Genomic DNA, 24805 nt, shown 5'->3' on the forward strand with positions numbered 1-24805 from the left:
CGGTGGGCCCGGATCGTGGCACCACGCATCCATCGGGCCGGCGATCCGGACGCAAACGGTTGCAGAAGCGTCAGCTTCTAGCCGGAACCGGCGTGTTGCGCTATCTCCCGCGGCGCATGGCTCGACGGTCCCCGTTTTTGCCCGTGCTCAGTTTTGCCTGTGCTCACGTGGCCGCGGTGGTATTGCCCGGCGGCCGAAGCGGCATCTCAACACAAGGTCGGCCGATGACGGACATTCTGCGGCTCGTGGTCGCCTGGGCGAGCGTGGCCGCCTTCTTCGTGTTCGGCTCCGGCTGGCTCGGCGACCTGTCCTCGCCGCTCTGGGCGACCGGCCTGTTCGTCTGGCTGTTCGCCGTCATCCTCTGGGCGGCGTTCGGGGTCGTGCACGAGGCGGAGGAGATCGCCTATCGGCTGGGCGAACCGTTGGGCACCCTGGTGCTCACCTTGTCCATCGTCATCATCGAGGTGGTGCTGGTCTCCGCCGTGATGCTCTCGGCCAAGGCCGCCCCGACGCTCGGGCGCGATACGATGTTCGCGGTGCTGATGATCGTCATGAACGGCCTCGTCGGCCTCGGCCTCCTCATCGGCGGGTTCCGCTACCACCAGCAGTCCTACAATCTCCAGGGCGCCTCGGCCTTCCTGTCGGTGATCATCCCGCTCACCACCATCGCGCTGATCATTCCCAATTTCACCACCTCGACCAGCGGCGGCACCCTGACGGTCATGCAGGCGGTCGCCTTCTCGGTCTTCACGGTGGCGCTCTACGGAATCTTCCTGCTCATCCAGACCGGGCGGCACAGCAGCTTCTTCGTCCACGCCGAGACGGCCGCGGCCGGGGCCGCACCGGAAACGGAGATCGAGACGCCGAAGGCCACCGCGCCCAAATCGGGCGGCTCGGTGCTGACGCACACCGCTCTCCTCATCGCCAACATCCTGCCGATCGTGCTCCTGTCCAAGAGCCTGGCGGCGATCCTCGACCACGGCATCGAGGCGCTGGGCGCCCCCTCGGCGCTCGGCGGCGTGCTCATCGCGGCCATCGTGTTCACGCCCGAGGGCATCAGCGCGCTCAAGGCGATCGCCCGCAACCAGCTGCAGAAGGCGATCAACCTGTGCCTCGGCGCCGCGACCTCCACGGTGGGGCTCACCGTGCCGGCGATCCTCGTCGTCGGCATGGTGTCCGGCCAGACCGTGGTGCTGGGCCTCGCCCCCACCGAGATGACGCTGCTGGTGGTGACGCTGATCCTGAGCACCATCACCTTCTCGGGCCTGCGCACCACCATGCTGGAGGGCGCGGTGCACCTGGTGATGTTCTTCGTCTACCTGGTGCTGATCTTCAGCCCGTGATCAAGCGCCGAACCGTTCCGTGCGGATGACGCCGGGCGGCACGCCGGCGTCGAGGAGAAGGTTCGCGACCGCTTCCACAAAGGCGTTCGAGCCACACAGGAAGGCGTGGCGCGGCGCGCCCAGGCGCGACAGTGCCCGTTCGACGGTCGTGGCATCGACGCGCCGGCCGGTGTCGTCCCGTGTCAGGTTCACGATCAGGTCGAACCCCGGCTCGCTCCGTGCCCTGGACGTCAACTCGTCCGCGACGATGACGTCGTCGGCGGTGGCCACGGAGTAGAGCAGCAGCGCCGGCACGTCCGGCGCGGCCACGGCGCGGTGGCGCAGCATCGACAGGAGCGGCACCACCCCCGATCCGCCGCCGACCAGCAGCACCGGACCATCGTCGGCCGCCTGCCAGACGAACGAGCCGCCGATGGGACCGCGCAATGCGATGACGTCCCCGACCTCGGCCACCGTGTCGAAGAACACCGAGACCTCGCCGTCGCCGACGCTCTCGATCATCAACTCGACGCCGTCGCCGGGGGCGGAGGCGATCGAATAGCTGCGGCGGGCCTGGTAGCCGTCGGGTGCGGTCAGGCGCAGTTCCACGTGCTGGCCCGCCAGCACCGGCCGGTCGAACGAGACCGCGAGGCGGAAGGCCTTCACCCGTCGCGCGACGGGCGTGATCGAAACGATCAGGGCCTCGTGCCAGGGAAGCGGGCGGGCGGGGGCCGGCTCAATCACCGGTGAAACGCTGTTCGCGCCAGGGATCGCCGTACATGTGGTAGCCGCGCAGTTCCCAGAATCCGCCCTCGTCCGCCCTCGTGAAGCGCAGGCCCTTCAGCCATTTCGCGCTTTTCCAGAAGTAGAGGTGCGGCACCAGCAGGCGGGCCGGGCCGCCGTGGTCGGGCGTGATCGGCCGGCCGTCGTAGCGCGTCGCCACCATGGCCTTGCCGCCGGTGAGATCGGCCACGGGCACGTTGGTGGTGTAGTCGTCGTACCCCTCGGCCAGAAGGAACGGCGTCGGCGCCGCGAGTCCGGCGTCGGCCAGGAGGTCGTCGATGGTGACACCCTCCCAGGCGGTGTCGAACTTGGACCATTTGGTGACGCAATGGATGTCGCCGGTCCAGGGGCTGCGCGGCAGCGCCTCGAACTCGGGCCAGGTCCAGCTCTTGAGCGGCCTCGACCCCTCCCTTAGGGTGAAGCGCCACCCGTCCGGATCGATGCGCGGGGTCGCCCCGATCTGGAGGACGGGAAAATCCTGCGTCAGGTACTGGCCCGGCGGCAGGCGGGCGGCCGCCTCGTCGCCCGGCCTGCGCCCGGTGAATCCGCGTGTCGCCATGTGTGCCGGTTCCGCTCCTCGTTGACCGTCGACCCGCTCCTACACCGATCCGGCCGGGACGGGCATCCCCTGCGGCGACGTCTCCGCCTCGATCGAGGGCAGCGGAGCCCGGGCGACGAACACGACGCCCTCGGGCCGGTACGCGATCTCGGCCTGACCGTTGAGCTCCTGCGACAGGGCACGCTCGATCATCCTGGAGCCGAAGCCGGTGCGGGTCGGCGGGACGACGGGGGGGCCGCCTGTCTCTTCCCATCGCAGGTCGAGCTGCTCGGTGCCGCCCTGGTCGGTCAGGGTCCAGGTCAGGCGAACCCTGCCGTCCTCGTTCGAGAGGGCACCGTATTTGACGGCGTTGGTCGCCAGCTCGTGAAGCGCCATCGAGAAGGCGAGCGAGATCCTGGGCGGCAGGCGCACCGGCGGTCCCTCGACGAGGAAGCGCGAGCCGGATCCCGTCTGGAACGGGCCGGTCGCCTTGGCGACGATCTCGCCCAGGGTCGTCCCCTCCCACGCGTCCTGCGTCAGCATGTCGTGGGCAGCGGCCAGGGAAACGAGACGGGACTCGAGGGTCTTGCGGGCGCCTTCCACCGAATCGGCGGACCGCAGCGTCTGGTTCACGATCGACTGGATGGTGGCGAAGGTGTTCTTCACCCTGTGCGTCAACTCGTTGGCCAGCAGCACCCGATGTTCCTCGACGCGCTTGCGCTCGGTGACGTCCATCGTGATGCCGGCGAGGGTCTCGGGCCGGCCGTCGGGGCCGGTGAAAGGCTGGCCGCGGGCATGGATCCACCGGTTCTCGCCGTTCGGCAACAGGATGCGGTACTCGATGTCGTAGTCGATACCGTTGGCCAGGCTGAGATTGACCGCTTCGGCAACGCGGCCGCGGTCTCCTGGCACGACGCACGCCAGGAACGCCTCGTAGGTGAAGGACTCGTCGGCCGCCCGGCCGAAGTTCGCCTTGCAATCCTCGGACGTCACGAGATGCAGGCTCGGCAATGCCAGGGTCCAGGAGCCGAGGCGTCCGGCCTTCAGAGCGAAGCGCAGCAGATTCTCGCTGCGGGTGAGGTCGGCCGAGCGGCGGGCCACCTCGCTTTCGAGATCGTCGCGGTCCCGCTCGAGGCTGACGAGGCGGTCCTTCTCGAGGCTCACGTCGAACTGCGACGCGAAGTAGAAGCTCAACGCGCCGTCCTCGTCCAGGACCGGCGAGATCAGCACCCTGTTCCAGAAGACGCTGCCGTCCTTGCGATGGTTGAGGAGGTCGATCTCGATCGGAACCCGGTCGGCGATCGCCTCGCGGATCGCGGCGACGGCGCCCGGGTCGGTAGCCGGCCCCTGGAGGAAGCGGCAGTTGCGCCCGAGGATCTCATGGCGCGCGTAGCCCGTCAGCCGAAGGAAGGCATCGTTCACGAATACGATCGGATTGTCGGGCAGGCGCGGGTTCGAAATGACCATCGGCATGCGCGTCGCGCGGGTCGCCGCCGCGAAGGGATCGCTCCCGTCGTGCGTCCGCAGGATCTCGCTGGCGATCCGGTTTTGCTCGTCGACGACCGTCATGATCCGCCAAGAACCGATGCGCCGGGGCCGATGCAGGCCGACGATTGCCCGCCGCGGAGACCGCGCGAAGTCGGTGCGAGAACCGGCCCGTGCGTTCGCGGAACGATGGCCTGTCGGGACGAACGCTGACGCGACGGTCGCGCATCGGAAATTCGTGGGTGTCGATCCGGCACGCTCGGTCTCTCGCTCGGAAGTCTCAGCGTCCTAGCGCAACCGCGACGCGACTCCAATTCTCGCGACGATCAAATGATCGACGAGGACAGAACGCCACGGCGCTCGCCGCTTCGTCGTCTTGGTCGTTGTAAAAATCACACACTAAATAGTAACCTGGTTTAACCCGCTTCTGTCGTCGATGCGCGTGTTCGCCCACATCACGAAGAAGGCCCGCCGATACGTTGTATCGACGGGCCTCCGTCAGGGTCCTATGGCCGGCACGTGGGTCGCCGGCAGGCGATCAGCAGCCGTCCTGCTGAGCGGCGGTCGGCTTGCCTTCCTGCTGCTTGGCGACATCGGCTGCGGAGGTCGCGGTGTTGGCGCCGACGTTGTTCATCGCACCGACCGTTCCGGGCGACTCGGCCTTGGCGCCGGGGGTGACCTTAGCGGTCGAGCTCGGCTCGACGTTCGAGCTCTTGTCTTGAGCGGCCTTCTGACCGGCGGTGCCGGTGGCGCAGGGAGCGGCGAAAGACGCGGTCGCCGACATGGCGACGATGACACCGGCGCCGATGAGGCTGGTAAGCTTAGACATGTTTCCTCCAAGAATTCTTGATCCGGTCAACAAACGGCTCCGAAATAGATCGGTTCCGATCGGCTTTTCCAAAAACGGATCTTGGCAAGCCCGCACGCTCGTCAGACATGTCGATATTCCAATGCTGCAATGCGACATGGATTCGAGGCCTTACGCAGCGACGACCGAGTTGCTTTCGTGACGATTCGTCTTGGCGCGTGCGGTCCCGCCGGTTTTTTGCCGCCGCGCAATGGCTTGACCGGTGATGCCGTTCAGCAGCGGTAAAGGCGAGACGCGGCATGAGGGAGGCACACGAGGGCTGTGACGTTCGACCCTCGTTCCGACCATCCGGTCCACAGCCGGATCAACCTCCGCCGTTCCTGCGCGATCCCGCACTGTGTTCTTGCGTGTCGCCCTCTCGTCCGGTGTTCCGGCCGGGTCGGGAATGGGGATCATCATGCCGGGTGTGCCGTGAAGATCGCGCTGATTGCCCATCTGAAGTATCCCATTGCCCAGCCGTTCTCGGGGGGGCTGGAAATGCATACGCATTTCCTCGCCTGTGCCCTTCAGGCGCGCGGTCACGCCGTCACGCTGTTCGCCTCGCAGGGCTCGCAGGCGACGTGTCGGGTGGAGGCGGTGTGCCCGCCCACGGGCAGTGCGGTCGACGACGCCTCGGCGATCAGGATCGATGCCGAGGAGGAGGCGGCCTACGTCGCGATCATCGATGCCATCGCCCGGGGCGGTTTCGACCTCGTCCACAACAACAGCCTCCATCCCATCCCCCTGCTGCGGGCGCCGGACCTGCGCATCCCCATGGTGACGGCCCTGCACACGCCGCCGTTCGAGCCCTTCGTGCAGGGTGTGAGGGCGCGCGCCGAGGACATGACCTTCGCCGTCGTCTCCGAGACCCTCGCCACCGAGTGGAAGCCGACCCTGCGCGACACGCTGGTGATCGGAAACGGCATCGATCTCGACGCCTTCGCGTATCGGCCCAAGGCGCTGGGCCAGCCCCACGCGATCTGGACCGGGCGGCTCGTGCCGGAAAAGGGGCCCCATCTCGCCATCGACGCGGCGCGGGCCGCCGGCCTGCCGCTGGTCTTCGCCGGCCCGGTCAGCAACATTCCCTATTGGACCGACGAGATCCTGCCGCGGCTCGGCCCGGACGTGACCTATCTCGGTCACCTCTCCCACAAGGAACTGGCCCAGCGGGTCGGCGAGGCCCACGTCGCCATCTGTACGCCGCGCTGGGAGGAGCCGTTCGGCCTCGTGGTGGCGGAGGCGATCGCCTGCGGCACACCGGTGGCCGCTTTCGCCCGCGGCGCCATCCCCGACATCCTCGACGGTTCCTGCGGCGCGCTCGCCCTGCCCGACGACGTGGCCGACCTCGGCCGTGCGATCCGCGTGGCGGTGGACCTCGACCGGCACGCCTGCCGGCGGCGAGCCGAGCATCTGTTCGACGCCGACACGATGACCGACCGCTACGAGGCGCTTTATCGGGCGGAGATGATCCGCCCAACGGCGGGGCGCGCCCTCGCGCCCTCGCGCCCGGCCGGCGTCGAGACCGGCCTGCATGCGGAGCTCTTCGACAATGCGTAACCTCGGACCCGCCCTCGCGCGCGCCGTCGTCTGCGTGCCCGCCCGCAACGAGGCGCAGGTGCTGCCCCACCTGCTGCGCTCCCTGAACGGCCAGCAGGGTGCGGGCCCCCAGGCCCGGCTGCGGGTTCTGGTGCTCGCCAACAACGGCACCGACGACATGCTCGATGTGGTCGAGCGGATGCGCGGCGACGGCGAGATCGCCAACCTCGACCTGCGCGTCGTGGAAGCGACCCTGCCCCGCGAGGTCGCCCATGTCGGCACCGCCCGCCGGATGGCCCTCGACGCCGGTGCGGCCTGGCTCGTTGAGGACGGCGTCACCGACGGCGTCCTTCTCAGCACCGATGCCGACGCCGTGGCGCCGCCGAACTGGGTCATGGCCAACCTGCGCGCCCTCGACAAGGCGGAACTCGTGGGCGGACGCCTCATCATCGACGAAGAGGGGCAGACCGGCGACGCCGGCCTCGCGGCCCTGCACGCCACCATCGAACGCTACTGGGCCGGTGTCCGGCGGATCGAGGACACCCTCGACCCGCCGCCGCACGATCCCGCTCCGCGGCACGGCGACCACGTCGCCGCGAGCCTTGCGCTCGGGGCGGACCTCTACGTCGCCGTCGGCGGGTTGCCGCCGCTGGCCTGCGGCGAGGACAACGCCCTCGTCTCCGCCGTCCGCCTGCACGGCGGCCGGGTCCGGCACTGCCCGGAGGTGTCCATCACGGTGTCGGCCCGCCGCGCCGGCCGTGTCGAGGGCGGCATGGCCACGGAGATGGCCCGCCGCGCCCGCGTCCTGAGCGACGGCGACGCCTATTGCCTGCCGCCGGCCCGCCATTGGCAGGCCCTGGTCGAACGCCGCCGCGCCTGGCGGCGGGCGTGGTGGGCCGGCACGCCGGCCGCCTTTCGCGCGGCGGGCCTGTCGCCCGAGGACATCGCCGCCGCGCAGGTCGAGGTCTGCGTCAACGACATCGCCTTCGTCGAACGTCTCGAGGCCAGGATCGGCGATTCCGGTCTGCCGGCCTTCCGCGACGTTCCCCTCGATGCGGCGCTCGCCGGCATCGACGACCTGCTTGCAGCTCTCCACGCACCCGTCGAGGCGCTGTCGGCGTGAGCGTGCGGCCGATCGGCTACTACTGCCACCACCAGGGCGCCGGCCACTGGCAGCGGGCGACCCTGCTGGCCGACGCCCTCGACCGGCCCGTGACGCTGATCGGCACCGAGACGGGGCGTTCAGCCCATCAGCGCCTCGCCCTGCCTGACGACCGCCTCGACGGTTTCGATGGACGCGACGGCGAGGCCGGACGGCCGGAGGCCTTCCACTACGCTCCCCTGCGGGTCCCGGCGATCCGGGAGCGAATGACGCGCATCGCCGCCTGGGTCGCGCAGGCCGATCCGGTCCTGATGATCGTCGACGTCTCTGTCGAAGTGGCGCTGTTCGCGCGCCTGCTGTCGGTACCGACCCTGGTGGTGCGTCTGGCCGGGCTCCGTACCGACACGCCGCATCTCGAGGCGTTCCGCTCGGCCGAGGCGCTGCTCGCGCCGTTTCCGGCAGCGCTCGACGATACCGGAATGCCGGAGTGGGTCCGCGCCAAGACCATCCATGCCGGCTTCCTCGGGCTGCCCGCGCAGGCGGCCGCCGCCGAGGACGGCTCCATTCTCGTGATCTATGGGCGCGGCGGCGAGGGCGGGACCCTGTCCGACCTCGTGGCGGCCGCCCGTGCCGTCCCCGAGCGCGCCTGGCATGTCCTCGGCCCGGTCTCGGGCGAGGTGACGCCGGCGGAGGCACCTCCGGCCAACCTCCACCTGCACGGCTGGGTGCCGGAGGTCGGGCCCTTCCTGGGGCGGGCCTCCCTGGTGGTCGGCGGCGGCGGCGACGGTGTCGTCGCGGCGGTGGCGGCCCGGGCCAAGCGTTTCGTCTGCTTTCCGGAATCCCGCCCGTTCGAGGAGCAGACCGCCAAGGCGCGCCGCCTCTCGGCCCTGGGCGCCGCGGTGGTGCGCGAGGCCTGGCCGACGCCGCACTGCTGGCCGGAGGTGGTGCGGGACGGCCTCGCCCTCGATCCCGGGCGCATCGCCGCCCTCGCCAGCCCCGACGCGGTGGCCGTGACGGCGGCGCGCATCGCGGCCCTGGCCGACCGCCTCGACCGGCACCGCGACTGAGAAGGCCGGCGGCGCCCTGTGGACGAGGGTGGACGACCGCTCTCGATCCCCGGTTCGGTCCCGCCCTTAAAGGTCGATTCACGTTACCCGTCCATAAGCATGACGGTGCGTCATCCGCGTGATCGAAGTCCTATGTCCTCATCCCTCGACGATGCGCCGGACCTCTCCGGTCTGATCGAACTGGCCCGGGTCGAGCATCTCGATCTGAAGCCGGTGATCCTGCGCGTGCAGACCGATCTCTTCGTGTCGACGGAGACCCGCGACCCACGCACCGTGGCCGCCTTCGAAGCCCTGGCCGGCGGTCTGATTCCCACCGTCGACGACGCCACCGCCGAGACCGTCGCCCGCAAGCTCGCCCCCTTTCCCGGAACCCCGTCCTCGGTCCTGGCCAGGCTCGCCGCCCGCGGCGGCGCGATCCGGGACATCGTCATCGCCCAGGCGGCCGTGCTCAACGCGGAGATCCTCGACGCCGCGGTCGCCGATCGCGCCGACCTCGGTCCGGCCATCGCCGCCCGGCCGGATCTCAGCCGCCACGTGCTCGCCGACCTCGCGACGCGGGCGGTGCCGGGGATCGACAAGGCCCTGGCGGCCAACACCCGGGTCGCCCTCCAGGGCGAGGTGCTGCGCCGCCTCGTCGACCGCGCCCGCCAGGACGCGGACCTCGCCGCCGAAATCCTGCAGCGCCCCGACCTGTCGCCCGCCGATCTCGCGCCGTTGTTTCTGTTCGCGTCGCCCGAGGTGCGGGAGGAGATCGCCTCGGCTGTGGCCAGCACCGCGGCCCTGCGGCCGTGCCCGCCGGCACCGCGCGAGGCGGGCGCCATCCTCACGGGCTTCTCGGGCCGCCGGGACATCGCCGGGTTCGTCGGGGCGCTGAGCGACCTGCTCGGACTGCCCAAAGGCTTCCTCGCATCGGTCCCCGATCCGTCGCGACGCTACGAACTCCTCACCCTGGCCCTGCGCGCCGCCGGCCTGCACGAGGAGGAGGCGGTCTACGTCTTCCTCACCCTCAACGAGTCCGTCGCCCGGTCGGTGGACAGGGTCTACGATCTCGTCAGGCTGTTTCGCACCACCGGCCGCCCGGCGGCCCGCGACCTCATCGCCGCCATCATCGATGCGCCGGTAGCCGAGCGCACCGGGGCGGCGGAGGCCCATCAGGCCTATCATGCGCCGGACGCCGCGCGGTCCCGCTCCGCCGCCGTTGAGCGGCCGTCGATCCGTCCGGTGCTGCCGAGCCGGGTGCGCAAGCAGTCCTGAGGGCTGCGCACGGACGGCTCCCGGTCGGGACCGGACCACTCACCGTTCGATCGCGTCGTGGTGCGGAGAATGGGCTTCGCGCGGGCTCGGTGAGACGGCGTCCGCCCGATTCGAGTGGGAGCCCTATCACTCGGCCAGGTCGAGCCGGTGACGCCCGTCCCGATCGTCGATCTCGACGATCCAGAGATCGCCGTCGAAACGCACCTCCTTGGCGATCCTGTCCTCGACATCGACGGGTGAGGCCGCTGCCATCAGCGCAACGAACAGGCGCTCGCCGGCCGAATCCTCGTCGATCAGGGATTGCGGCGCGGGCCCGAACAGGTCGGCGGTCCCGTCGAGGCGATCGACCTTCACGAAGATCGCCCCGGCCTCGGGCGAGCCGCGCCGTCGCTGGACCGCGGCGATGCCCTCGACGCCGAGGCGGCGCAGGTGGGCGGAGACCCAGAAGTCGGAGCGCAGGCGTGGCATGGGCCGGCCTATAGCACCCCCCGGCCGGGATGCGACTATCCGGGCGGCAGGCCGGCGCGGGAGGCGAGTTCGCGCAGGGTCCGCCCCGCGGGCTCGCCCTTCACCGGCAGCTTGCTGTCGCGCTCGAACTTGGTGATCGCCGCGCGGGTGCCGGCCCCCATCACCCCGTCCGCCCGCAGGGGACCGTAGCCGAGCTTGACCAGGGCCCTCTGGGCCTTGATCACCGCGTCGCCGCCCGAGGCCGCCGCCTTGGGCGTCACCGACGCGGTGGTGTCGCCCGGGCGGGACGGTTCGCTGGCCTTGAGGATGTCGCTGATGCCGTCGCGGGCGGCCTGACGCGGTGCCTCGGGTTTCGCGGCCGTCTCGGTCGTCGCCGGCTGGGCCGTCTTCTCGGGGGGCTTCTCGGCGCTCGCCTTCCTGGGCGGGGCGGCGGGCGCGACCTTGGGGGAGAGGTTGGCGAGGATCGGTGCGGGGTGGCGGCCGGTCTGCGAACCGAGGGCGTTGAGCGAGACCGCGCCGGCCGCGACGAGGGCGGCGATGACGCCCAGGACCTCGGCCGGACGGCGTCGGCACAGGCGAGCGGCGGCGACCACGACGGCGAAACCCTTTCCGAAAGCGCCCCGTGCCGTGCCGCCCGAGGCGGCGCGCCGACGTGCGGGAGGCCGCGCATCGGCGCGGGCGTCGGAGGGGATGGCGATCTCGCGCTGATCGCGTCGGACGCTCGGCTCGCGCATCGATGTCTGTTCCTGAACCGTCACGTGAAGAAAATTCCGACCGGCCGGCGGTCGGACCCGAAAGGCGCGTCCGACCGCGCCCGGCGACGAGGACCCCGCGTCATGCGCTCAACCGCGTCGGTACGTAGCTCTCGCGCACCGGCTCGCTGACCGCGTCGAACAGACCGATCGGACGCCGCATCGCCACCGCCGTCTGCCGTGCCGGCACCAGCCCGCCCTGGGCGCCCCCGCGCCGCGGACCGGTGCGGATGGGGGCCGGCGTCACGTCCTCGTCGCCGCTGCGGCATTCGAACGGCAGGGTCACGGTGACCGTCGTGCCCTCGCCGATCGTACTCTCGATGGCGATGCTGCCGCCGTGGAGGCCGACGAGTCCCTGGACCACCGACAGCCCGAGCCCCGTGCCCTCGTGGGCACGGCGATACCCGTCGCCCGCCTGGAAGAAGGGGTCGCCGACGCGCGGCAGGTCGGCCGCGGCGATGCCGATGCCGGTATCGGCGACGACGAGGTCGAGGGCTTGGCCGGACCGGCGGATCCCGATTTCGACCCGCCCGCCCGCGGGCGTGAACTTCACCGCGTTCGAGAGCAGGTTGATCAGCACCTGCCGGCAGGCCCGCGGATCGGCGGTGATCTCGAGACCCGGCGGAACGGCGACCCGCACGAGGGCGATGCCGGCCTCGTCGGCCTTGAGCTGCATCAGGTCGCAGCAGGACCGGACCAGGGCACCGACGTCGAGGCTCTCGGGGCTGTAGTCGAAATGGCCGCTCTGGATGCGGGACATGTCGAGGAGCGTGTTGACCACGTCGAGGAGGTGCTGGCCCGAGCTGCCGATGATGCCGGCGTATTCGCGGCTGCGCTCGGGCTCCAGGCTGATCGCGCCCTCCCCCGCCAGCACCTGCGAGAAGCCGATGATGGCGTTGAGCGGCGTGCGCAGCTCGTGGCTGACGGTGGCCAGGAAGCGGCTCTTGACCTCGTCGGCACGCTCGGCCTCGGCGCGGGCGCGTTCCAGCTCGGCCGCATGGCGGCGATGCTCGGTGACGTCGCGGGTGACGGCGACCACCGTCGTGTGCTCGACGCCGCCGTTGCCGCGGTCGATCCGGTGGGCCCGCATCTCGGCATGGATCACCCGCGCCTCGCCCTCGGCGCGGATGGCGGCGGCATCGAGGTGGAGGCGGAACTGGACCGTGGCCGGCGTGCCGGTGGCGGCGACGTCGCTCAGGGTCTGCAGCAGGGCCGGCCGGTCGCCGACGTGGACCCGGTCGAGCAGGCCGTGGCCGCGCAGCCGGACGGCGTCGGCGCCCACGAACTTCGAGGCCGAGGCGCTCGCCTCCAGGACACGCCCGTTGTGATCGTGCCAGGTGACGAGGTCGTCGATGGCCGAGAGCAGCATGCGGTCGCGCAGTTCGTTGTCGCGGGCCTTGGCGCGCCACCGGCCCTCCTGGCGCATGTGGTCGATCGCCTGGGCCGCGATGTGACCGATGGCGGTGATGGCGAAGACCGGCATGGCCAGCCGCGACGACCATTCGAGCATCGGCCCGCTGAGGCTCCAGACCGGCAGGACGGCGATCACCAGGGCGCTGAGCGCCGCAATGACGGCGGCGGCCAGCGTCGCCCGGCGCGAGCCGGAGACCACGGCCTCGAGGGGAATCGCCACCAGCCAGATCGCGGCGGCCGAGTTCGCGCCGCCCGTCATGGCGGCGATGGAGACGACGAGGCCGGCGAGACCCGCCGAGGACAGGGCGTGGGCGACCCACAGGCTGCCGGTGCGCGACAGGATGGCGGCGGCGCAGACCGGAAGCAGCAGGCTGGCGATGGCCACCGCCTCGATCCCCGACGGCACGCCGCGCCAGAGAAGGTAGGGCGGCAGGCCCACCATCATCACCGCCCCGGTCGCGAGCCGGGACACCAGGAAACGCTCGTGGCGGAACCGGACGCTGGCGTCGTCGAGCACGGACTCGTGGACGAGTCCCGCCAGACGCGCATCGACCAGGGATGCCAGGGCACTGTAGATACGCAATACCGACACGCACAGCGCGAAGACACCTGACCGGCAGCCCCGACGCCCCTTGGCTCGACATGAACTCGACTGACCGAACCGTCGCAGAGGCGACTTAAGCGAGTCTTGCAACACGATGGGCCAATGTCTTCGGATGCTTTCCGGAGAATGACCAAGTCGCATCGACGCCGAGGTTCTTTTCGGGGCAAGACGAAGCTTTGCCGCGAGCGACAACGGGGCGTTCACCATGCGCACCTGTTTTAGGCGCCCCGATACCTCTGCTTTACGAGACCGGCGCCACCCTCGCGGGCGTGCCCCTGCAACCTGGGGGCATGACGCTTTGTCCGAGCCCGGTCCCGCCTGTCGGGATCGCCGCCCGGGGCGGCGCCGCTTCGGATCGGACCCATGTCGTTTGTCCTGCGTGCGGTACTGGTGATCGGTGCCCTCTCCTACTTCGCGGCCCAGCGCGATGCGCCCGACGCCGGCCCGCGCGCCGCAGCCGTATCGCCCGCGAGCCTGTGGAACGCCCTGCCGCCGGACCTGCGCGAGCGGGCGATCCGCGAGGCCGCCGCCGAGGCGACGCGTCAGATGCCAGGCGCGACGAGCTCCCGCGATACGCTGGCGGCGGCCGACCGCAGGCCGGCCTGGCGCGGGGTGGACGTGCCCTGAAGTCCGCCCTTGGCGGCGCCCTCCCGAAATCAGCCCCAGAGATCCGCCGCGGGCGGATGGACCAGGCTGCCCTCGAACAGCAGGCCCGGTTCGCGGTCCCGTGCCAGCAGCAGCGGGCCGTCGAGGTCGACGTAGTCGGCGTGGTGGGCGAGCAGCATCGCGGGGGCCATCGCCAGCGAGGTGCCGACCATGCAGCCGATCATCAGGGAGAACCCCCGCGCGCGCGCCTCGTGGGCGAGCATCACCGCCTCGGTGAGGCCGCCGGCCTTGTCGAGCTTGATGTTGATGGCGTCGTAGCGGCGGCTGAGCGCGTCGAGGCCGGCGCGGTCGTGCAGGCTCTCGTCGGCGCAGATGGGGATCGGGCGGGCGATCTCGGCCAGCAGCGCGTCCTCGCCTGCCGGCAGCGGCTGCTCGATGAGCCCGACGCCGGCGGCGACGCAGGCGGCGAGGTTGGCCTCGATCGTGTCGGGCCGCCAGGCCTCGTTGGCATCGACGATGAGGCGCGAGTCCGGCGCGCCGCGGCGCACGGCGGCGATCCGCTCGGGGTCGCCCTCGCCGCCAAGCTTGACCTTGAGGAGGGGGCGCGCCGATGCGGTGCGCGCCGCCGCCTCCATGCTCTCGGGCGTGCCGAGGCTCAGGGTGTAGGCGGTGGTGGCGACCTGCGGCGCGGTGAGGCCGGCGATCTCCCAGGCCGGCCGGCCGAGCTGCTTGGCTTCGAGGTCGAACAGCGCGCAATCCAGCGCGTTGCGGGCCGCGCCCGCCGGCATCAGCGCGAGCAGATCGAGACGCGAGGCGCCATCCGCGATCGCATGTGCCTGGGCCTCCAGGAGCGCGCACACGCTCTCCACGCTCTCGCCGTAGCGGGCATAGGGCACGCATTCGCCCCATCCGCGGGTGCCGTCCACTCCTTCCGTCACCGTGCAGACCACCACCACCGCCTCGGTGCGGCTGCCGCGGGCGATGGTGAAGGCGCCCGCGATGGGAAACCGCTCGACGGCGACGGCGAGGCGCCGGGTCACGCGGCCGCTCCGGCCGGGAACTCCGAGACCAGCCGGTCGACGATGCCCTCGACCCCGAACCGGACCGGATCGGTGGCCGGCAGGCCGTGGGCCTCGGCCAGATGCGCCAGCAGCGCCCTGGCCGGCGCCTCGTCCATGGCCTGGGTGTTCACGGCGATGCCGACCGGGCGGATGCCGGGGTTGGTGAGGCTGCCGAGTTGCACGGTCAGGTCGATCACCGCCTGGATCGAGGGCAGCGGATGCTTGACGCCGCGCATGGCGGTGCGGCTCGGCTCGTGACAGACCACGAAGGCATCCGCCTGCGCCCCGTGCAGCAGCCCGAGGCTGACCCCTGCGAAGGAGGGATGGAACAGCGACCCCTGCCCTTCGATCAGGTCCCAGTGGTCGGGTGACGCCGCCGGGGCGATCCACTCCACGGCACCGGAGATGAAGTCGGCCACCACCGCATCGATGGCCACCCCGCGCCCGGAGATGAAGACGCCGGTCTGGCCGGTGGCCCTGAAGTCGGCGTCGAGGCCGCGCTCGCGCATGCCGCGCTCGAGCGCCAGCACCGTGTACTTCTTGCCCACCGAACAATCGGTGCCGACGCTGAGCAGGCGCCGGCCCGGCCGCGGCGTGCCCTTGCCGGTGTCGAAGGTCTCGTCGGTGTGGCGCACGTCGTAGAGGGCGCGCCCGTTGCGCTCCGCCGCCTCGGCGATCCGGGGGATCGACCCGAGGCGCACGTGCAGGCCGCTGGCGACGTCGAGGCCGGCCTCCAGGGCGGCCACGACCTCGTCGACCCAATGGTCGGGCAGGACGCCGCCGGCGTTGGCGACGCCGATCACCAGGGTGCGGCAGCCCTTTTCCACCGCTTCCGCCAGGGCCAGGTCGGGGATGCCGAGGTCGGCGGCGCAAGCTGGCATGCGCAATTGCCCGACGCACCATTCCGGGCGCCAGTCGGCGATGCCGTAGGCGGTCTTGGCGGCGAGGCGGTCGGGCACGTCGCCGAGGAACATCAGGTAGGGCGTTGCGATCTGCATGGCGTAGGTTCACCCGTCAGGCACGTCGCGGACCACCGGGCCGCGTCGATCTCGCCTGCGTCTATGCGCGACGATGGACCGCTTGCCAAATGCGGGATGACGGGCGAGGCGAACGCCTGCGCGACGGGTGACGCCTTGCGGTCCCGGTCGAACTCGGGCGTGGTCCTCGGCCGGTACGGATGGGAGGACGCGGCATGAAGATGTACGGCAACTGGCGCTCGGCTGCCGCCTTCCGGGTGCGGATCGCCCTGAACCTCAAGGGCATCGCCTACGAGGAGACGTTCCTCGACCTCGATGCCGGCGAGCAGTTGCGGCCCGATTTCCTGGCGATCAACCCGCAGGGCGCGGTACCGGCGCTGTTCGACGGCGACGGGCCGCCGCTGACGCAGTCGCTGGCGATCCTCGACTACCTCGAGGACATCCATCCCGAGCCGGCCCTGCTGCCCGCCGAGCCGCGGGCGCGGGCGCGGGCCCGGTCCCTGGCGCAGGTGGTCGCCTGCGACACCCATCCGCTCTACGTGCCGCGGGTGCGCAACCGCCTGATGGAGGCGCACGCCATCCCGCGCGAGGAGATGCTCGGCTTCGTGCGGCATTGGTTCGGGCGCGGCCTCGCCACCCTGGAGACGCGGCTCTCCACGGAGGCCGGCACCGGCCGCTACGCGCAAGGCGACGCGATCAGCCACGCGGACCTCTGCCTCGTCAGCCTCTGGGTCGGCACCGGCATCTTCGGTGTCGAGACCGCGGCCTATCCCACCGTGCGCCGGATCGCCGAGGATTGCCTGTCGCAGGAGGCCTTCGCCAGGGCACACCCTCTGCGCCAGCCGGGCGCCCCGGCGTGAGGCAGGACCCCGGTGCCCCATCCGCGAGTTGGTGCAGGCGCGGCCAGGGATTATGCCGGGCGCGACGGACGTGCCGGGCGCGAAATTGAGTGCGGGCTTGGATTTTGCTCACGGTTGGCGGGTAAGGTCGCCGCCGGGCCGCGAACGATCGCCGGAACCGACGAACCGGTGACGGCCTGAACGAGACAACGGCCGGAAACGGCCGATCGGGGATGAGGGGCGAGGACGGCATGGTACCGGGTGAAACCGAGGACAATCTGCACCGGATCGTGGTGGTCGGCGGCGGCGCGGCGGGCCTTCAGCTCGCCACCAAGCTCGGCGACACGATGGGGCGGCGCAAGACGGCACATGTAACCCTGGTCGACCGCGCACGGACCCACATCTGGAAGCCGCTGCTGCACGAGGTCGCCGCGGGCAGCCTCGACGTCGGCCACCATGCGGTGGACTACCTCCATCACGCCCACCGGCACCATTTCCGCTACCGCATCGGCCAGATGACCGGCCTCGACCGGGCCGCCAAGACGATCCAGCTCGGGGCGAGCTTCGACAACGAGGGCCGCGAGGTCACCCCCGTGCGTGCGATCCCCTACGACACCCTCGTGATGGCGGTGGGCTCCACCACCAACGATTTCGGCACGCCCGGCGTGAAGGAGCACGCCATCGCCCTCGACACGCAGGAACAGGCGGTGCGCTTCCACCAGCGCCTCGTGAACGGGATGCTGCGCGCCCATACGCAGGTCGGGCCGGTCCGTCCCGGCCAGCTCCACGTCACCGTGATCGGTGCCGGTGCCACCGGCACCGAGCTCGCCGCGGAACTCCACCGCACCACCCGGGACGTGGCCGCCACCGGCATGGACCGGATCGACCCCGCCAAGGATCTCAAGATCACCCTGGTGGAGGCGGCCGACCGCATCCTTCCCGCCGTGCCGGCCCGCCTGTCGGGCGAGGTGATGACGCTTCTGAACAAGATCGGCGTCGAGGTCAGGATCCAGGCCCGGGTGACGGAGGTGCGGGCCGACGGCGTGCAGCTCGCCGACGGCGGCTTCATCCCCTCCGAGCTGGTGGTGTGGGCCGCGGGCGTGAAGGCGCCGCCGTTCCTCAAGGACATCGGCGGCCTCGAGACCACCCGCAACAACCAGCTCGTGGTGACGCCGACGCTCCAGACCACCCGCGACCCGGCGATCTTCGCGATCGGCGACAACGCCTATCTCGTGGAGGCCGGCGCCGACGCGCCGATTCCTCCCCGCGCCCAGGCGGCCCACCAGCAGGCGAGCCACCTCATCAAGCAGATCCCCAACATCATCGCCGGCAAGCCGCTGAAGCCCTTCAAATATCGCGACTTCGGCTCGCTGGTGTCGCTCGGCGAGTACACCACGGTGGGCAACCTGATGGGGTTCATCCAGGGGAAGAACATGTTCATCGCCGGGCTGTTCGCGCGGTTCATGTACCGGTCGCTGTACAAGATGCACGAGCAGGCCCTGCACGGCACCATCAAGACGGCGCTCGACGCCGTCGCGCGGGCGCTCACCCGGCGCACCGAGGCCCGCGTGAAGCTGCATTAGGGGCGATCCGCGATGATCGACATCATTCAGGCGTTGCAGCACCGCAACCCCGCCCTCGGGCCCTACGTCATCGTGCTGCGCGGGGATTCCCGTGCCCGCCACCCCACCGAGCCGGACAACCTGAGCCCGGAGGCGCAGGCGTGGCTCGACGCGCACGCCCCCGGCGCGCGGCTCAGCACCGAGACCGTGCTGATCGCGCCCTACCCTGGCGCGATGCCGTCCGAGCGCATCCTGACGGTGCTCGCCTTCGCCGATGCGCGCCAGCTCGCCGCTTTCGCGACGGCGTGGACGGGAGACGCGGAGGAAGAACCGGCGGAGGGGTGAGACCGTCCGGCTCGGCGATCGGGCCGGACGCATCTCGGTCTTCGAACGACCGTCGATGCTCCGTCGTCACGGGGCCGCGCAGCGTAACCGGGGATCTTGAAACACGGGTGTTGCAAGGTTTTGCGCCCGCAGAAGCTTTGGATTTCGGGTTCGCCCGCGGTGCCCCGAAATGCCGGTGGTGCCCCGTGGGATCGCCCCGGCGCCCAGGTGCGCGAACCCGGGCCGCGACCGTCCCCGTCAGCGAGGCCTGTCTGCCGTCGCGGCGTGGTCGTCCCCTCCCCCCGCCAGCCACGTCAGTCTGGCGGCCTCAAGCGCCCAGACCATGCCCAGCATCATGTAGACGTGGCGCCATTTCTCGATGTCGATCTGCACCGCCTGCACGAAGAACATCAGTAGGGCTGGCCACACGATCTGGGCGTGCCGGCGATAGGGCGAAGCCCGCGACATCAGCCGGAAACCGACGAAGCCGGTGGCGAGCACGAGCCCGATGAAGACCGCGCCGCCGAGCCAGCCGCCGTTGGCGAAGCTGCCGAGATAGGAGTTGTGCGGTTCCAGCGCGAAGGTGTTGCGCCAGCGCAGGGGTCCGAGTCCCAGGGGCGCCTCCACCAGCATGTTCAGGCCGCGCAGCTGGTTGCCGAAGCGCCCGGTCTCGCCCTCGTCGTAGTCCTGCGTGACCGCGGCGCGTTTCGCGAAGGTCTCGGCGGTGTCGCCCACGAGGAACAGCGCCCCGATGGCGAGCACGCCGGTGCAGAGGGCCATGGCGGTGAGGACGACGATCCGCCGGCGCAGGGCGCCCGAGGGGCTCGTACGGTAGATCGCGACCACCATCACGGCGATGGCCACCAGCGAGCCGCCCCAGGAGCCGCGCGAGAACGACAGGAAGATTGCCGCCATCAGGACGACCAACCCCGCCAGCGACAGGACCGGGCGGCGGCTGGTGCCGGCAAACAGGCCGTGCATCAGATAGAGCGCCGCCAGCGTCAGGAACGAGCCGAACACGTTGGGGTCCTTGAAGGTGCCCGCCGCCCGGCCGTAGACCATGAACAGGCCCTCCCGCCCGATCACCCCGAAGTAGCCGAGGATGCCGAGCACCGCCGAGAACAGGCAGCTCGCGGTGTAGGCCTTCAGCGCGAGTTCGACCCGCGACGTGGTCTCGTCCGAGAAAACCATGGCGAAGAACGCGCCGGTGACGGCGAGGTAGGCGAGCTGGATCGTCCAGGCCACCGGCAGCGCCTCGTCGAGATAAGGCATCAGGCCGACGACGATGGCTCCGACGTAGAGCAGCAGTAGCACGACCATCGGCAGGATGCCGCGCTTGATGCGGATGCCGAGGCACAGCCAGAGCAGGATGGTGGGGATCGCCACCAGATCGTAGGGCGAGGTGTCCGAAAAGGCGAAGCAGGCGAAAAAGATGAACGCGGCGAGCATGACGGTTGCGACACCGCGCAGGACGCCGAGGACGGTGACGTCGGACCAGGCTCCCCGAGCCCAGGCCCCTCGGCTCCCGGCCCCTTGCCGCAGTCGCGACGGGGGGGCGGCGATGGACGACGCCATGCTCACGCACTCCACGGGGCGGAACGCACCCCGGTACAGGGGCGTATCAGGCGCCGGGAATGATTGAGATTTGGCGAAGGCGATCCTTAAAGAATCGCGCGCACCAGGTCCCTGAAGCGGTCGCCGCGTTCTTCGAAGCTGCGGAACTGGTCGTAGGAGGCGCAGGCCGGGGACAGCAGCACCACCGGTTCTGAGGCGTCGGACACCGCGGCCGCCTGCGCCGCGGCGCGCGTCGCCACGTCGAGGGTCTCGCACCGGGTGTAGGGGACGCGTCCCTCCAGGGTCTTCGCGAAATCGTCGGAGGCGGCACCGATGAGGTAGGCGTGGGCGATTCGGCCGAACAGCGGTGCGAGGGGCTGGATGCCGCCCTCCTTGGCCTTGCCGCCGAGGATCCAATGGACGTCGTGGAAGGCGCAGAGCGCCTTGTCCGCCGAATCGGCGTTGGTGGCTTTCGAATCGTTGACGAAGAGCACGCGGCCCCTGCGGCCGACCTCCTCCATGCGGTGCGGCAGGCCGGGGAAGCTGCTCAGACCCCGCTGCAGGCCCGCCGCATCGATCCCCAGGGCCTCGGCGCAGGCGGTGGCGAAGGCGGCGTTCTGACCGTTGTGGGCACCCCGCAGCGAGCCGATGCCGGTGAGGTCCGCGATCCGCTCGTCCCCGCGCCAGACCGCCGCCCCGTGGGCGGACAGACCGTCGAAGTCCGGTTCCGGCTCGCCGACGTGGACGCGCACGAGGGGGCCTTCATGGCGCCCGGCGATGGCGCGGCTCGGCCCGTCGTCGATGCCGACGACGGCCAGGGCAGCACCCGCCACGAGGCGTTCCTTGATCGCCGCGTAGTTCTCCATCGTCCCGTGCCGGTCGAGGTGGTCGGGCGTGATGTTGAGGAGCAGGCCGATGCTCTGGTCGAGCGTGGGCGTCAGGTCGATCTGGAAGGACGACATCTCGATGACGTGGACGCGGTCCTCGGCGGGCGGCGCCAGGGACAGGATCGCGGTGCCGATGTTGCCGCCCATCTGAACGTCGAAGCCGGCCTGCGCCAGGACGTGGGCGACGAGCGCGGTCGTGGTCGACTTGCCGTTGGTGCCGGTGATGGCGACGAAGGGTGCGCCGGGCGCGATCTTGCGCCGCTCGCGGCAGAACAGCTCGATGTCGCCGACGATCTCGATCCCGGCGGCCTTCGCCATGCCCACCGTCCAGTGCGGGGCCGGATGGGTCAGCGGCACGCCCGGCGCCAGGATCAGGGCGGCGAAGGACGACCAGTCGGCATCGCGCAGGTCCGCGGTGGCGATGCCCTGCGCCTGCGCTCGGGCCATGCCCTCGGCGCTGTCGTCGCAGGCGACGACCGTGGCACCGCCGGCCTTCAGGCTGAGTGCGGTGGCAAGGCCCGACCCGCCGAGGCCGAACAGGGCGACGGTGCGGCCGGCGAAGGTGGTGGACGGGGTCATGCCGCGCTCACCGCAGCTTCAGCGTAGCGAGGCCGGCGAGCGCCAGGATGACCGCGATGATCCAGAACCGGATCACCACCTGGGCCTCCTTCCAGCCCTTCTGCTCGAAATGGTGATGGATCGGCGCCATGCGGAAGACGCGCTTGCCCGTGAGCTTGAACGAGGCGACCTGGATGATCACCGACATCATCTCGAGGACGAACAGGCCGCCGACGATGGCGAGCACGATCTCGTGCTTGGTCGCCACGGCGATGGTGCCGAGCAGGCCGCCCAGCGCCAGGGAGCCGGTGTCGCCCATGAAGACCTGCGCCGGGGGGGCGTTGAACCACAGGAAGCCCAGGCCCGCCCCGATCACCGCACCGCAGATCACCGCGAGTTCGCCGCTGTCGCGCACGTAGTTGACCTGCAGGTAGCCGGCCGTGAAGACGTTGCCGACGAGGTAGGCGATCACCCCGAAGGTGCCGCAGGCGATCATCACGGGCACGATGGCGAGGCCGTCGAGCCCATCGGTCATGTTCACGGCGTTGCCCGCGCCGACGATGACGAAGGCGGCGAACAGCACGTAGAACCAGCCGAGGTTGATCAGGGCGTCCTTGAAGACCGGGAAGGCGAGGTGGTTCTGGAGGGAGGTCGGGGAGTAAACCGCGATCACGGTGCAGGCGGCGATGGCGATCGCCGCTTCCAGGATGAGCCGGAACCGGCCGGAGAAGCCCTTGTGCGACTGCTTCGTCACCTTGAGGTAGTCGTCGTAGAAGCCGATCGCGCCAAAGCCCAGGGTCACCGCCAGCACGGTCCAGACGTAGTGGTTGCGCGGGTTGGCCCACAGCAGGATCGCCACCACGACGCCCGCCAGGATCATCAGGCCGCCCATGGTCGGCGTGCCGCGCTTGGTCAGCAGGTGCGACTGCGGCCCGTCCTCGCGGATCGGCTGGCCCTTGCCCTGGCGCAGGCGCAGGGACGAAATGATCAACGGTCCGAACCAGAATACGAACAGGCCCGCCGTGAACAGCGCGCCGCCCGTGCGGAAGGTGATGTAGCGAAAGACGTTGAGGGCCGAGAGCGTACCGCTCAGGTCCGACAGGAGATACAGCATCCAGGACTCGATCGCGGCGGTTTGAGGTCGACGGGAGACCGGACTCCGGCAAGGCCGCCCGCCCCGCCGAAGCAACGCTCGAACCGTCGTTCCGGACGACTCAGCGTGGCTGGGGGTTCGCGTAGCGGGCTTTGAGGGCTTCGACAATCCGGCCCATGCGGATGCTGTTGGAGCCCTTCACCATCACGACGTCGCCGGGACGGACGAACCCGAGCAGCGGATCGACGAGGTCGGCCGACGTCGCGGCAGCGAGTCCGCGCCGGGACATCGGCAGGGCCTCGAACAGGTGGCGCATGAGCGGCCCGGCTGTGAAGACGTGGTCGATCCCGCCCGCCTCGACCGCATCGGCGAGGGCGCGATGGTGCTCCTCCCCGGCCTGGCCCAGTTCGAGCATGTCGCCGAGCACCGCGATCCGGCGCCCGCGTGGACCGGTCTCGACGGTGGCCAGGGTGCTGAGCGCCGCCCGGATCGAGGCGGGATTGGCGTTGTAGCTCTCGTCGATGAGGAAGGCCTCGCCCGCGTCGAAGGCGAGGGCGGTGCGCTCGCCGCGCCCCACCGGCGGCTTCAGGCTCGCCAGCGAAAGGGCGGCCAGGGCGAGGTCCGCCCCGAGGGCGTGGACGACCGCCATGACACCCAGGGAGTTCATGGCCACGTGCCGGCCCGGCGTGCCGATCTGGTAGGTCACGGGCGTGCCCATCACCTGCGCCTCCACCACCGACAGGTCGGGGCGCACGACGATGCGCGAGGCCCTGACATCGGCCTGCGCGTGCTCGCCGAAGCTCACGACCCGGCCCGCCTGCGAGGCGAGGGCGTGGGCCAGCAGGCGCGGATAGGCCGGGTTGTCCCGGTTGAGGATCGCGATACCGCCGGGGACGAGGCCGGAGAAGATCTCCCCCTTGGCGTCGGCGATGGCCGAGAGCGAGGCGAAATGCTCGATGTGCACCGGCTCCACCGTGGTCACCAGGGCGACGTCGGGCCGGACCATGGCGGTGAGGGGCACGATCTCGCCCCCGTGGTTCATGCCGACCTCGAACACGCCGTAGGCGGCGCTCGCCGGCATCCGGACGAGGGTGAGGGGCACGCCCCAATGGTTGTTGTAGGAGGCGACCGAGGCGTGGGTCTCGCCCTGCGCCGACAGGACGTGGCGCAGGGCCTCCTTGGTGCCGGTCTTGCCCACCGAGCCGGTGACGGCGACGATCCTGGCGGCGGTGCGCCGGCGCGCTTCCAACCCCAACGCGCGCATGGCGGCGAGGACCGGATCGGCGGCGCCGGTGCCAGCGACGGACAGGACCGCCCCGGCCCCGGCGAATTCCTCGGCACGGCCCGCGTCGACGACGGCCATCCCGGCACCCTGCGCCAATGCGGCACGCACGAAATCGTGACCGTCCCGGGCTTCTCCGGCAATGGCGAAGAAGAGGTCGCCGGGCTGGAGGGTGCGGGTGTCGATGGAGGCCCCGGTGACGGGCTTGGCATGCCCGTGGACGGTTCCGCCGGTGGCGGCGGTGAGGGCTTCGGGAGTCCAGAGGGGAGACGCGTTCACCAAGCCCGTCCTTGTCCTTCAGCGGGGTACCCAACGGCCTCGTCACGGACCGAGGCGGCATCGGCAAGAGCCGGTTCCGGAGCGTTGCGAGCGACATCGCGTTCGATGAGCTCGCGAATAGAACGCCCGTGGGACATGCCGCGCGCCTTGGCACGCAGCTTGACGGCAGCGAGAAGCGACTCCGGGACCCGAAGATCGACCTGAGCGGCCTTGCGCGCCGCCGCAAAGTCGACGGGCTTGAAGTGAGAGACATCGAGATCGGACAGGTCGTTCTCCAGGAACGCTTCCGCCTCCGCGTCGCTCTCAAACTCCGGAACTCGCCTCATATCTCGCAGCCTCCCCGGCGTGCATGTAGCGGGCACTCAGCGGCCGGATGGTTCGGCCACGCAAGGTAGAAGACGACGAGGAGCGGTCGTCCCTCGGCATTGCGTCCCGTGGCCGGAAGCCGCTGCTCCGTCTGCGAATGCTTCACATCCGGAGCAACGCGTGGCGAGCCGCGAAGCGGCGCTTCGATCTCGCCGATGCTGACCCCGTGTTTCTCGCACTTCGCTCGATGGCCGTCATCCCATTCGAATTTCGGAGTCATAGTCATCGGTCGAGCCGCAAAGGGCG

At 70.6% G+C, this 24805-nt stretch carries 24 protein-coding genes; 9 read left to right on the forward strand and 15 right to left on the reverse strand.

The genetic code is table 11. The features are described 5' to 3' along the window. The first annotated feature begins 224 nt into the window (after positions 1–224). Positions 225–1343 (forward strand): calcium:proton antiporter, encoded by a 1119-nt coding sequence (locus ASG59_RS07860; protein ID WP_055886020.1) that lies wholly within the window; start codon positions 225–227, stop codon positions 1341–1343. Here ASG59_RS07860 and ASG59_RS07865 read toward each other — a convergent pair whose 3' ends face one another. The 5 genes from ASG59_RS07865 to ASG59_RS20390 form a co-directional block, all read right to left on the reverse strand. Further along, positions 1344–2066 (reverse strand): FAD-binding oxidoreductase, encoded by a 723-nt coding sequence (locus tag ASG59_RS07865; RefSeq protein WP_056407933.1) that lies wholly within the window; start codon positions 2064–2066, stop codon positions 1344–1346. It lies immediately after the preceding gene. Next, entirely contained in the window at positions 2059–2664 is a 606-nt protein-coding gene (locus ASG59_RS07870) for a sulfite oxidase-like oxidoreductase (protein ID WP_056407936.1), read from the reverse strand. Before ASG59_RS07870 ends, ASG59_RS07865 begins: the two co-directional genes overlap by 8 nt. A gap of 39 nt (positions 2665–2703) precedes the next feature. Further along, on the reverse strand, positions 2704–4212 hold the full coding sequence (locus ASG59_RS07875) for an HWE histidine kinase domain-containing protein (RefSeq protein ID WP_056407938.1): 1509 nt from the start codon (positions 4210–4212) through the stop codon (positions 2704–2706). Between the two features lie 454 nt (positions 4213–4666). Beyond that, on the reverse strand, positions 4667–5029 hold the full coding sequence (locus ASG59_RS07880; protein ID WP_244472391.1) for a hypothetical protein: 363 nt from the start codon (positions 5027–5029) through the stop codon (positions 4667–4669). Between the two features lie 78 nt (positions 5030–5107). After that, positions 5108–5431 carry a hypothetical protein gene (locus ASG59_RS20390; protein ID WP_156399157.1) on the reverse strand — a complete coding sequence of 108 codons (324 nt, stop codon included), beginning with the start codon at positions 5429–5431 and terminating at the stop codon, positions 5108–5110. Between the two features lie 42 nt (positions 5432–5473). Here ASG59_RS20390 and ASG59_RS07885 point away from each other — a divergent pair, with 42 nt between their 5' ends. The 4 genes from ASG59_RS07885 (at position 5474) to ASG59_RS07900 (ending at position 9934) form a co-directional block, all read left to right on the forward strand. Next, complete coding sequence (locus ASG59_RS07885) at positions 5474–6532, forward strand: glycosyltransferase (protein ID WP_244472392.1); 1059 nt, start codon at positions 5474–5476, stop codon at positions 6530–6532. After that, positions 6525–7634, forward strand: coding sequence for a glycosyltransferase (locus ASG59_RS07890; protein ID WP_056407940.1), 1110 nt, complete (start codon positions 6525–6527; stop codon positions 7632–7634). Before ASG59_RS07885 ends, ASG59_RS07890 begins: the two co-directional genes overlap by 8 nt. Continuing rightward, positions 7631–8680 (forward strand): glycosyltransferase, encoded by a 1050-nt coding sequence (locus tag ASG59_RS07895; RefSeq protein WP_244475664.1) that lies wholly within the window; start codon positions 7631–7633, stop codon positions 8678–8680. The genes ASG59_RS07890 and ASG59_RS07895 overlap by 4 nt, the downstream gene beginning before the upstream one ends. Before the next feature lie 132 nt (positions 8681–8812). Beyond that, positions 8813–9934, forward strand: coding sequence for a DUF2336 domain-containing protein (locus tag ASG59_RS07900; protein ID WP_056407942.1), 1122 nt, complete (start codon positions 8813–8815; stop codon positions 9932–9934). A 126-nt stretch (positions 9935–10060) separates the two neighbouring features. On the opposite strand, the gene ASG59_RS07905 is transcribed toward ASG59_RS07900, so the two are convergent. The 3 genes from ASG59_RS07905 to ASG59_RS07915 all read right to left on the reverse strand — a co-directional run bounded on the left by ASG59_RS07905 (position 10061) and on the right by ASG59_RS07915 (position 13159). Then, positions 10061–10402 carry a DUF1491 family protein gene (locus ASG59_RS07905; RefSeq protein WP_056407944.1) on the reverse strand — a complete coding sequence of 114 codons (342 nt, stop codon included), beginning with the start codon at positions 10400–10402 and terminating at the stop codon, positions 10061–10063. Between the two features lie 35 nt (positions 10403–10437). Next, positions 10438–11136 (reverse strand): peptidoglycan-binding domain-containing protein, encoded by a 699-nt coding sequence (locus ASG59_RS07910; RefSeq protein ID WP_056407947.1) that lies wholly within the window; start codon positions 11134–11136, stop codon positions 10438–10440. 100 nt (positions 11137–11236) lie between these two features. After that, a complete protein-coding gene (locus ASG59_RS07915) occupies positions 11237–13159 on the reverse strand; it encodes a PAS domain-containing sensor histidine kinase (protein WP_056407950.1) in 1923 nt (640 codons plus the stop codon). Between the two features lie 375 nt (positions 13160–13534). Between ASG59_RS07915 and ASG59_RS07920 the strand changes: the two genes are divergently transcribed. Further along, entirely contained in the window at positions 13535–13798 is a 264-nt protein-coding gene (locus ASG59_RS07920; RefSeq protein ID WP_056407954.1) for a hypothetical protein, read from the forward strand. Positions 13799–13827: 29 nt separating this feature from the next. Here the strand turns inward: ASG59_RS07920 and dgcA are convergent, their stop codons facing one another. Next, the gene (dgcA, locus tag ASG59_RS07925) at positions 13828–14817 is read right to left on the reverse strand and encodes an N-acetyl-D-Glu racemase DgcA (RefSeq protein WP_056407957.1); all 990 of its coding nucleotides are present in this window, start codon (positions 14815–14817) and stop codon (positions 13828–13830) included. Then, on the reverse strand, positions 14814–15836 hold the full coding sequence (gene dgcN / locus ASG59_RS07930) for an N-acetyltransferase DgcN (RefSeq protein ID WP_056407960.1): 1023 nt from the start codon (positions 15834–15836) through the stop codon (positions 14814–14816). Before dgcN ends, dgcA begins: the two co-directional genes overlap by 4 nt. Positions 15837–16030: 194 nt before the next feature. Between dgcN and maiA the strand changes: the two genes are divergently transcribed. From maiA to ASG59_RS07945, 3 genes are all read left to right on the forward strand, one after another. Continuing rightward, positions 16031–16675: a maleylacetoacetate isomerase gene (maiA, locus tag ASG59_RS07935; RefSeq protein ID WP_056407961.1), complete on the forward strand. Its 645-nt coding sequence runs from the start codon at positions 16031–16033 to the stop codon at positions 16673–16675. A 230-nt stretch (positions 16676–16905) separates the two neighbouring features. Beyond that, on the forward strand, positions 16906–18237 hold the full coding sequence (locus ASG59_RS07940; RefSeq protein ID WP_056284517.1) for an NAD(P)/FAD-dependent oxidoreductase: 1332 nt from the start codon (positions 16906–16908) through the stop codon (positions 18235–18237). Between the two features lie 12 nt (positions 18238–18249). Further along, positions 18250–18561, forward strand: coding sequence for a hypothetical protein (locus ASG59_RS07945; RefSeq protein WP_056407966.1), 312 nt, complete (start codon positions 18250–18252; stop codon positions 18559–18561). 237 nt (positions 18562–18798) lie between these two features. On the opposite strand, the gene ASG59_RS07950 is transcribed toward ASG59_RS07945, so the two are convergent. The 5 genes from ASG59_RS07950 to ASG59_RS07970 all read right to left on the reverse strand — a co-directional run bounded on the left by ASG59_RS07950 (position 18799) and on the right by ASG59_RS07970 (position 24519). Next, positions 18799–20115: an O-antigen ligase family protein gene (locus tag ASG59_RS07950; protein ID WP_082528672.1), complete on the reverse strand. Its 1317-nt coding sequence runs from the start codon at positions 20113–20115 to the stop codon at positions 18799–18801. Between the two features lie 86 nt (positions 20116–20201). Next, the gene (gene murD / locus ASG59_RS07955; protein ID WP_056407970.1) at positions 20202–21560 is read right to left on the reverse strand and encodes a UDP-N-acetylmuramoyl-L-alanine--D-glutamate ligase; all 1359 of its coding nucleotides are present in this window, start codon (positions 21558–21560) and stop codon (positions 20202–20204) included. Positions 21561–21567: 7 nt separating this feature from the next. Continuing rightward, entirely contained in the window at positions 21568–22653 is a 1086-nt protein-coding gene (mraY, locus tag ASG59_RS07960) for a phospho-N-acetylmuramoyl-pentapeptide-transferase (protein WP_055886061.1), read from the reverse strand. A gap of 100 nt (positions 22654–22753) precedes the next feature. After that, complete coding sequence (locus ASG59_RS07965; RefSeq protein WP_056407973.1) at positions 22754–24193, reverse strand: UDP-N-acetylmuramoylalanyl-D-glutamyl-2,6-diaminopimelate--D-alanyl-D-alanine ligase; 1440 nt, start codon at positions 24191–24193, stop codon at positions 22754–22756. Then, on the reverse strand, positions 24190–24519 hold the full coding sequence (locus tag ASG59_RS07970; RefSeq protein WP_082528673.1) for a CopG family antitoxin: 330 nt from the start codon (positions 24517–24519) through the stop codon (positions 24190–24192). Before ASG59_RS07970 ends, ASG59_RS07965 begins: the two co-directional genes overlap by 4 nt. Positions 24520–24805 lie beyond the last annotated feature (286 nt).

It is taken from the genome of Methylobacterium sp. Leaf466 (genome assembly GCF_001425565.1).
GTDB lineage: Bacteria > Pseudomonadota > Alphaproteobacteria > Rhizobiales > Beijerinckiaceae > Methylobacterium.

Coding starts and splice junctions, on each gene's coding strand:
- ASG59_RS07860 (WP_055886020.1), top strand. CDS start 225: ATGACGGACATTCTGCGGCTCGTGGTCGCCTGGGCGAGCGTGGCCGCC.
- ASG59_RS07870 (WP_056407936.1), bottom strand. CDS start 2,664: ATGGCGACACGCGGATTCACCGGGCGCAGGCCGGGCGACGAGGCGGCC.
- ASG59_RS07875 (WP_056407938.1), bottom strand. CDS start 4,212: ATGACGGTCGTCGACGAGCAAAACCGGATCGCCAGCGAGATCCTGCGG.
- ASG59_RS20390 (WP_156399157.1), bottom strand. CDS start 5,431: ATGGGCAATCAGCGCGATCTTCACGGCACACCCGGCATGATGATCCCC.
- ASG59_RS07885 (WP_244472392.1), top strand. CDS start 5,474: ATGCATACGCATTTCCTCGCCTGTGCCCTTCAGGCGCGCGGTCACGCC.
- ASG59_RS07890 (WP_056407940.1), top strand. CDS start 6,525: ATGCGTAACCTCGGACCCGCCCTCGCGCGCGCCGTCGTCTGCGTGCCC.
- ASG59_RS07900 (WP_056407942.1), top strand. CDS start 8,813: ATGTCCTCATCCCTCGACGATGCGCCGGACCTCTCCGGTCTGATCGAA.
- ASG59_RS07905 (WP_056407944.1), bottom strand. CDS start 10,402: ATGCCACGCCTGCGCTCCGACTTCTGGGTCTCCGCCCACCTGCGCCGC.
- ASG59_RS07910 (WP_056407947.1), bottom strand. CDS start 11,136: ATGCGCGAGCCGAGCGTCCGACGCGATCAGCGCGAGATCGCCATCCCC.
- ASG59_RS07920 (WP_056407954.1), top strand. CDS start 13,535: ATGTCGTTTGTCCTGCGTGCGGTACTGGTGATCGGTGCCCTCTCCTAC.
- dgcN (WP_056407960.1), bottom strand. CDS start 15,836: ATGCAGATCGCAACGCCCTACCTGATGTTCCTCGGCGACGTGCCCGAC.
- maiA (WP_056407961.1), top strand. CDS start 16,031: ATGAAGATGTACGGCAACTGGCGCTCGGCTGCCGCCTTCCGGGTGCGG.
- ASG59_RS07940 (WP_056284517.1), top strand. CDS start 16,906: ATGGTACCGGGTGAAACCGAGGACAATCTGCACCGGATCGTGGTGGTC.
- ASG59_RS07945 (WP_056407966.1), top strand. CDS start 18,250: ATGATCGACATCATTCAGGCGTTGCAGCACCGCAACCCCGCCCTCGGG.
- ASG59_RS07950 (WP_082528672.1), bottom strand. CDS start 20,115: ATGGCGTCGTCCATCGCCGCCCCCCCGTCGCGACTGCGGCAAGGGGCC.
- murD (WP_056407970.1), bottom strand. CDS start 21,560: ATGACCCCGTCCACCACCTTCGCCGGCCGCACCGTCGCCCTGTTCGGC.
- mraY (WP_055886061.1), bottom strand. CDS start 22,653: ATGCTGTATCTCCTGTCGGACCTGAGCGGTACGCTCTCGGCCCTCAAC.
- ASG59_RS07970 (WP_082528673.1), bottom strand. CDS start 24,519: ATGAGGCGAGTTCCGGAGTTTGAGAGCGACGCGGAGGCGGAAGCGTTC.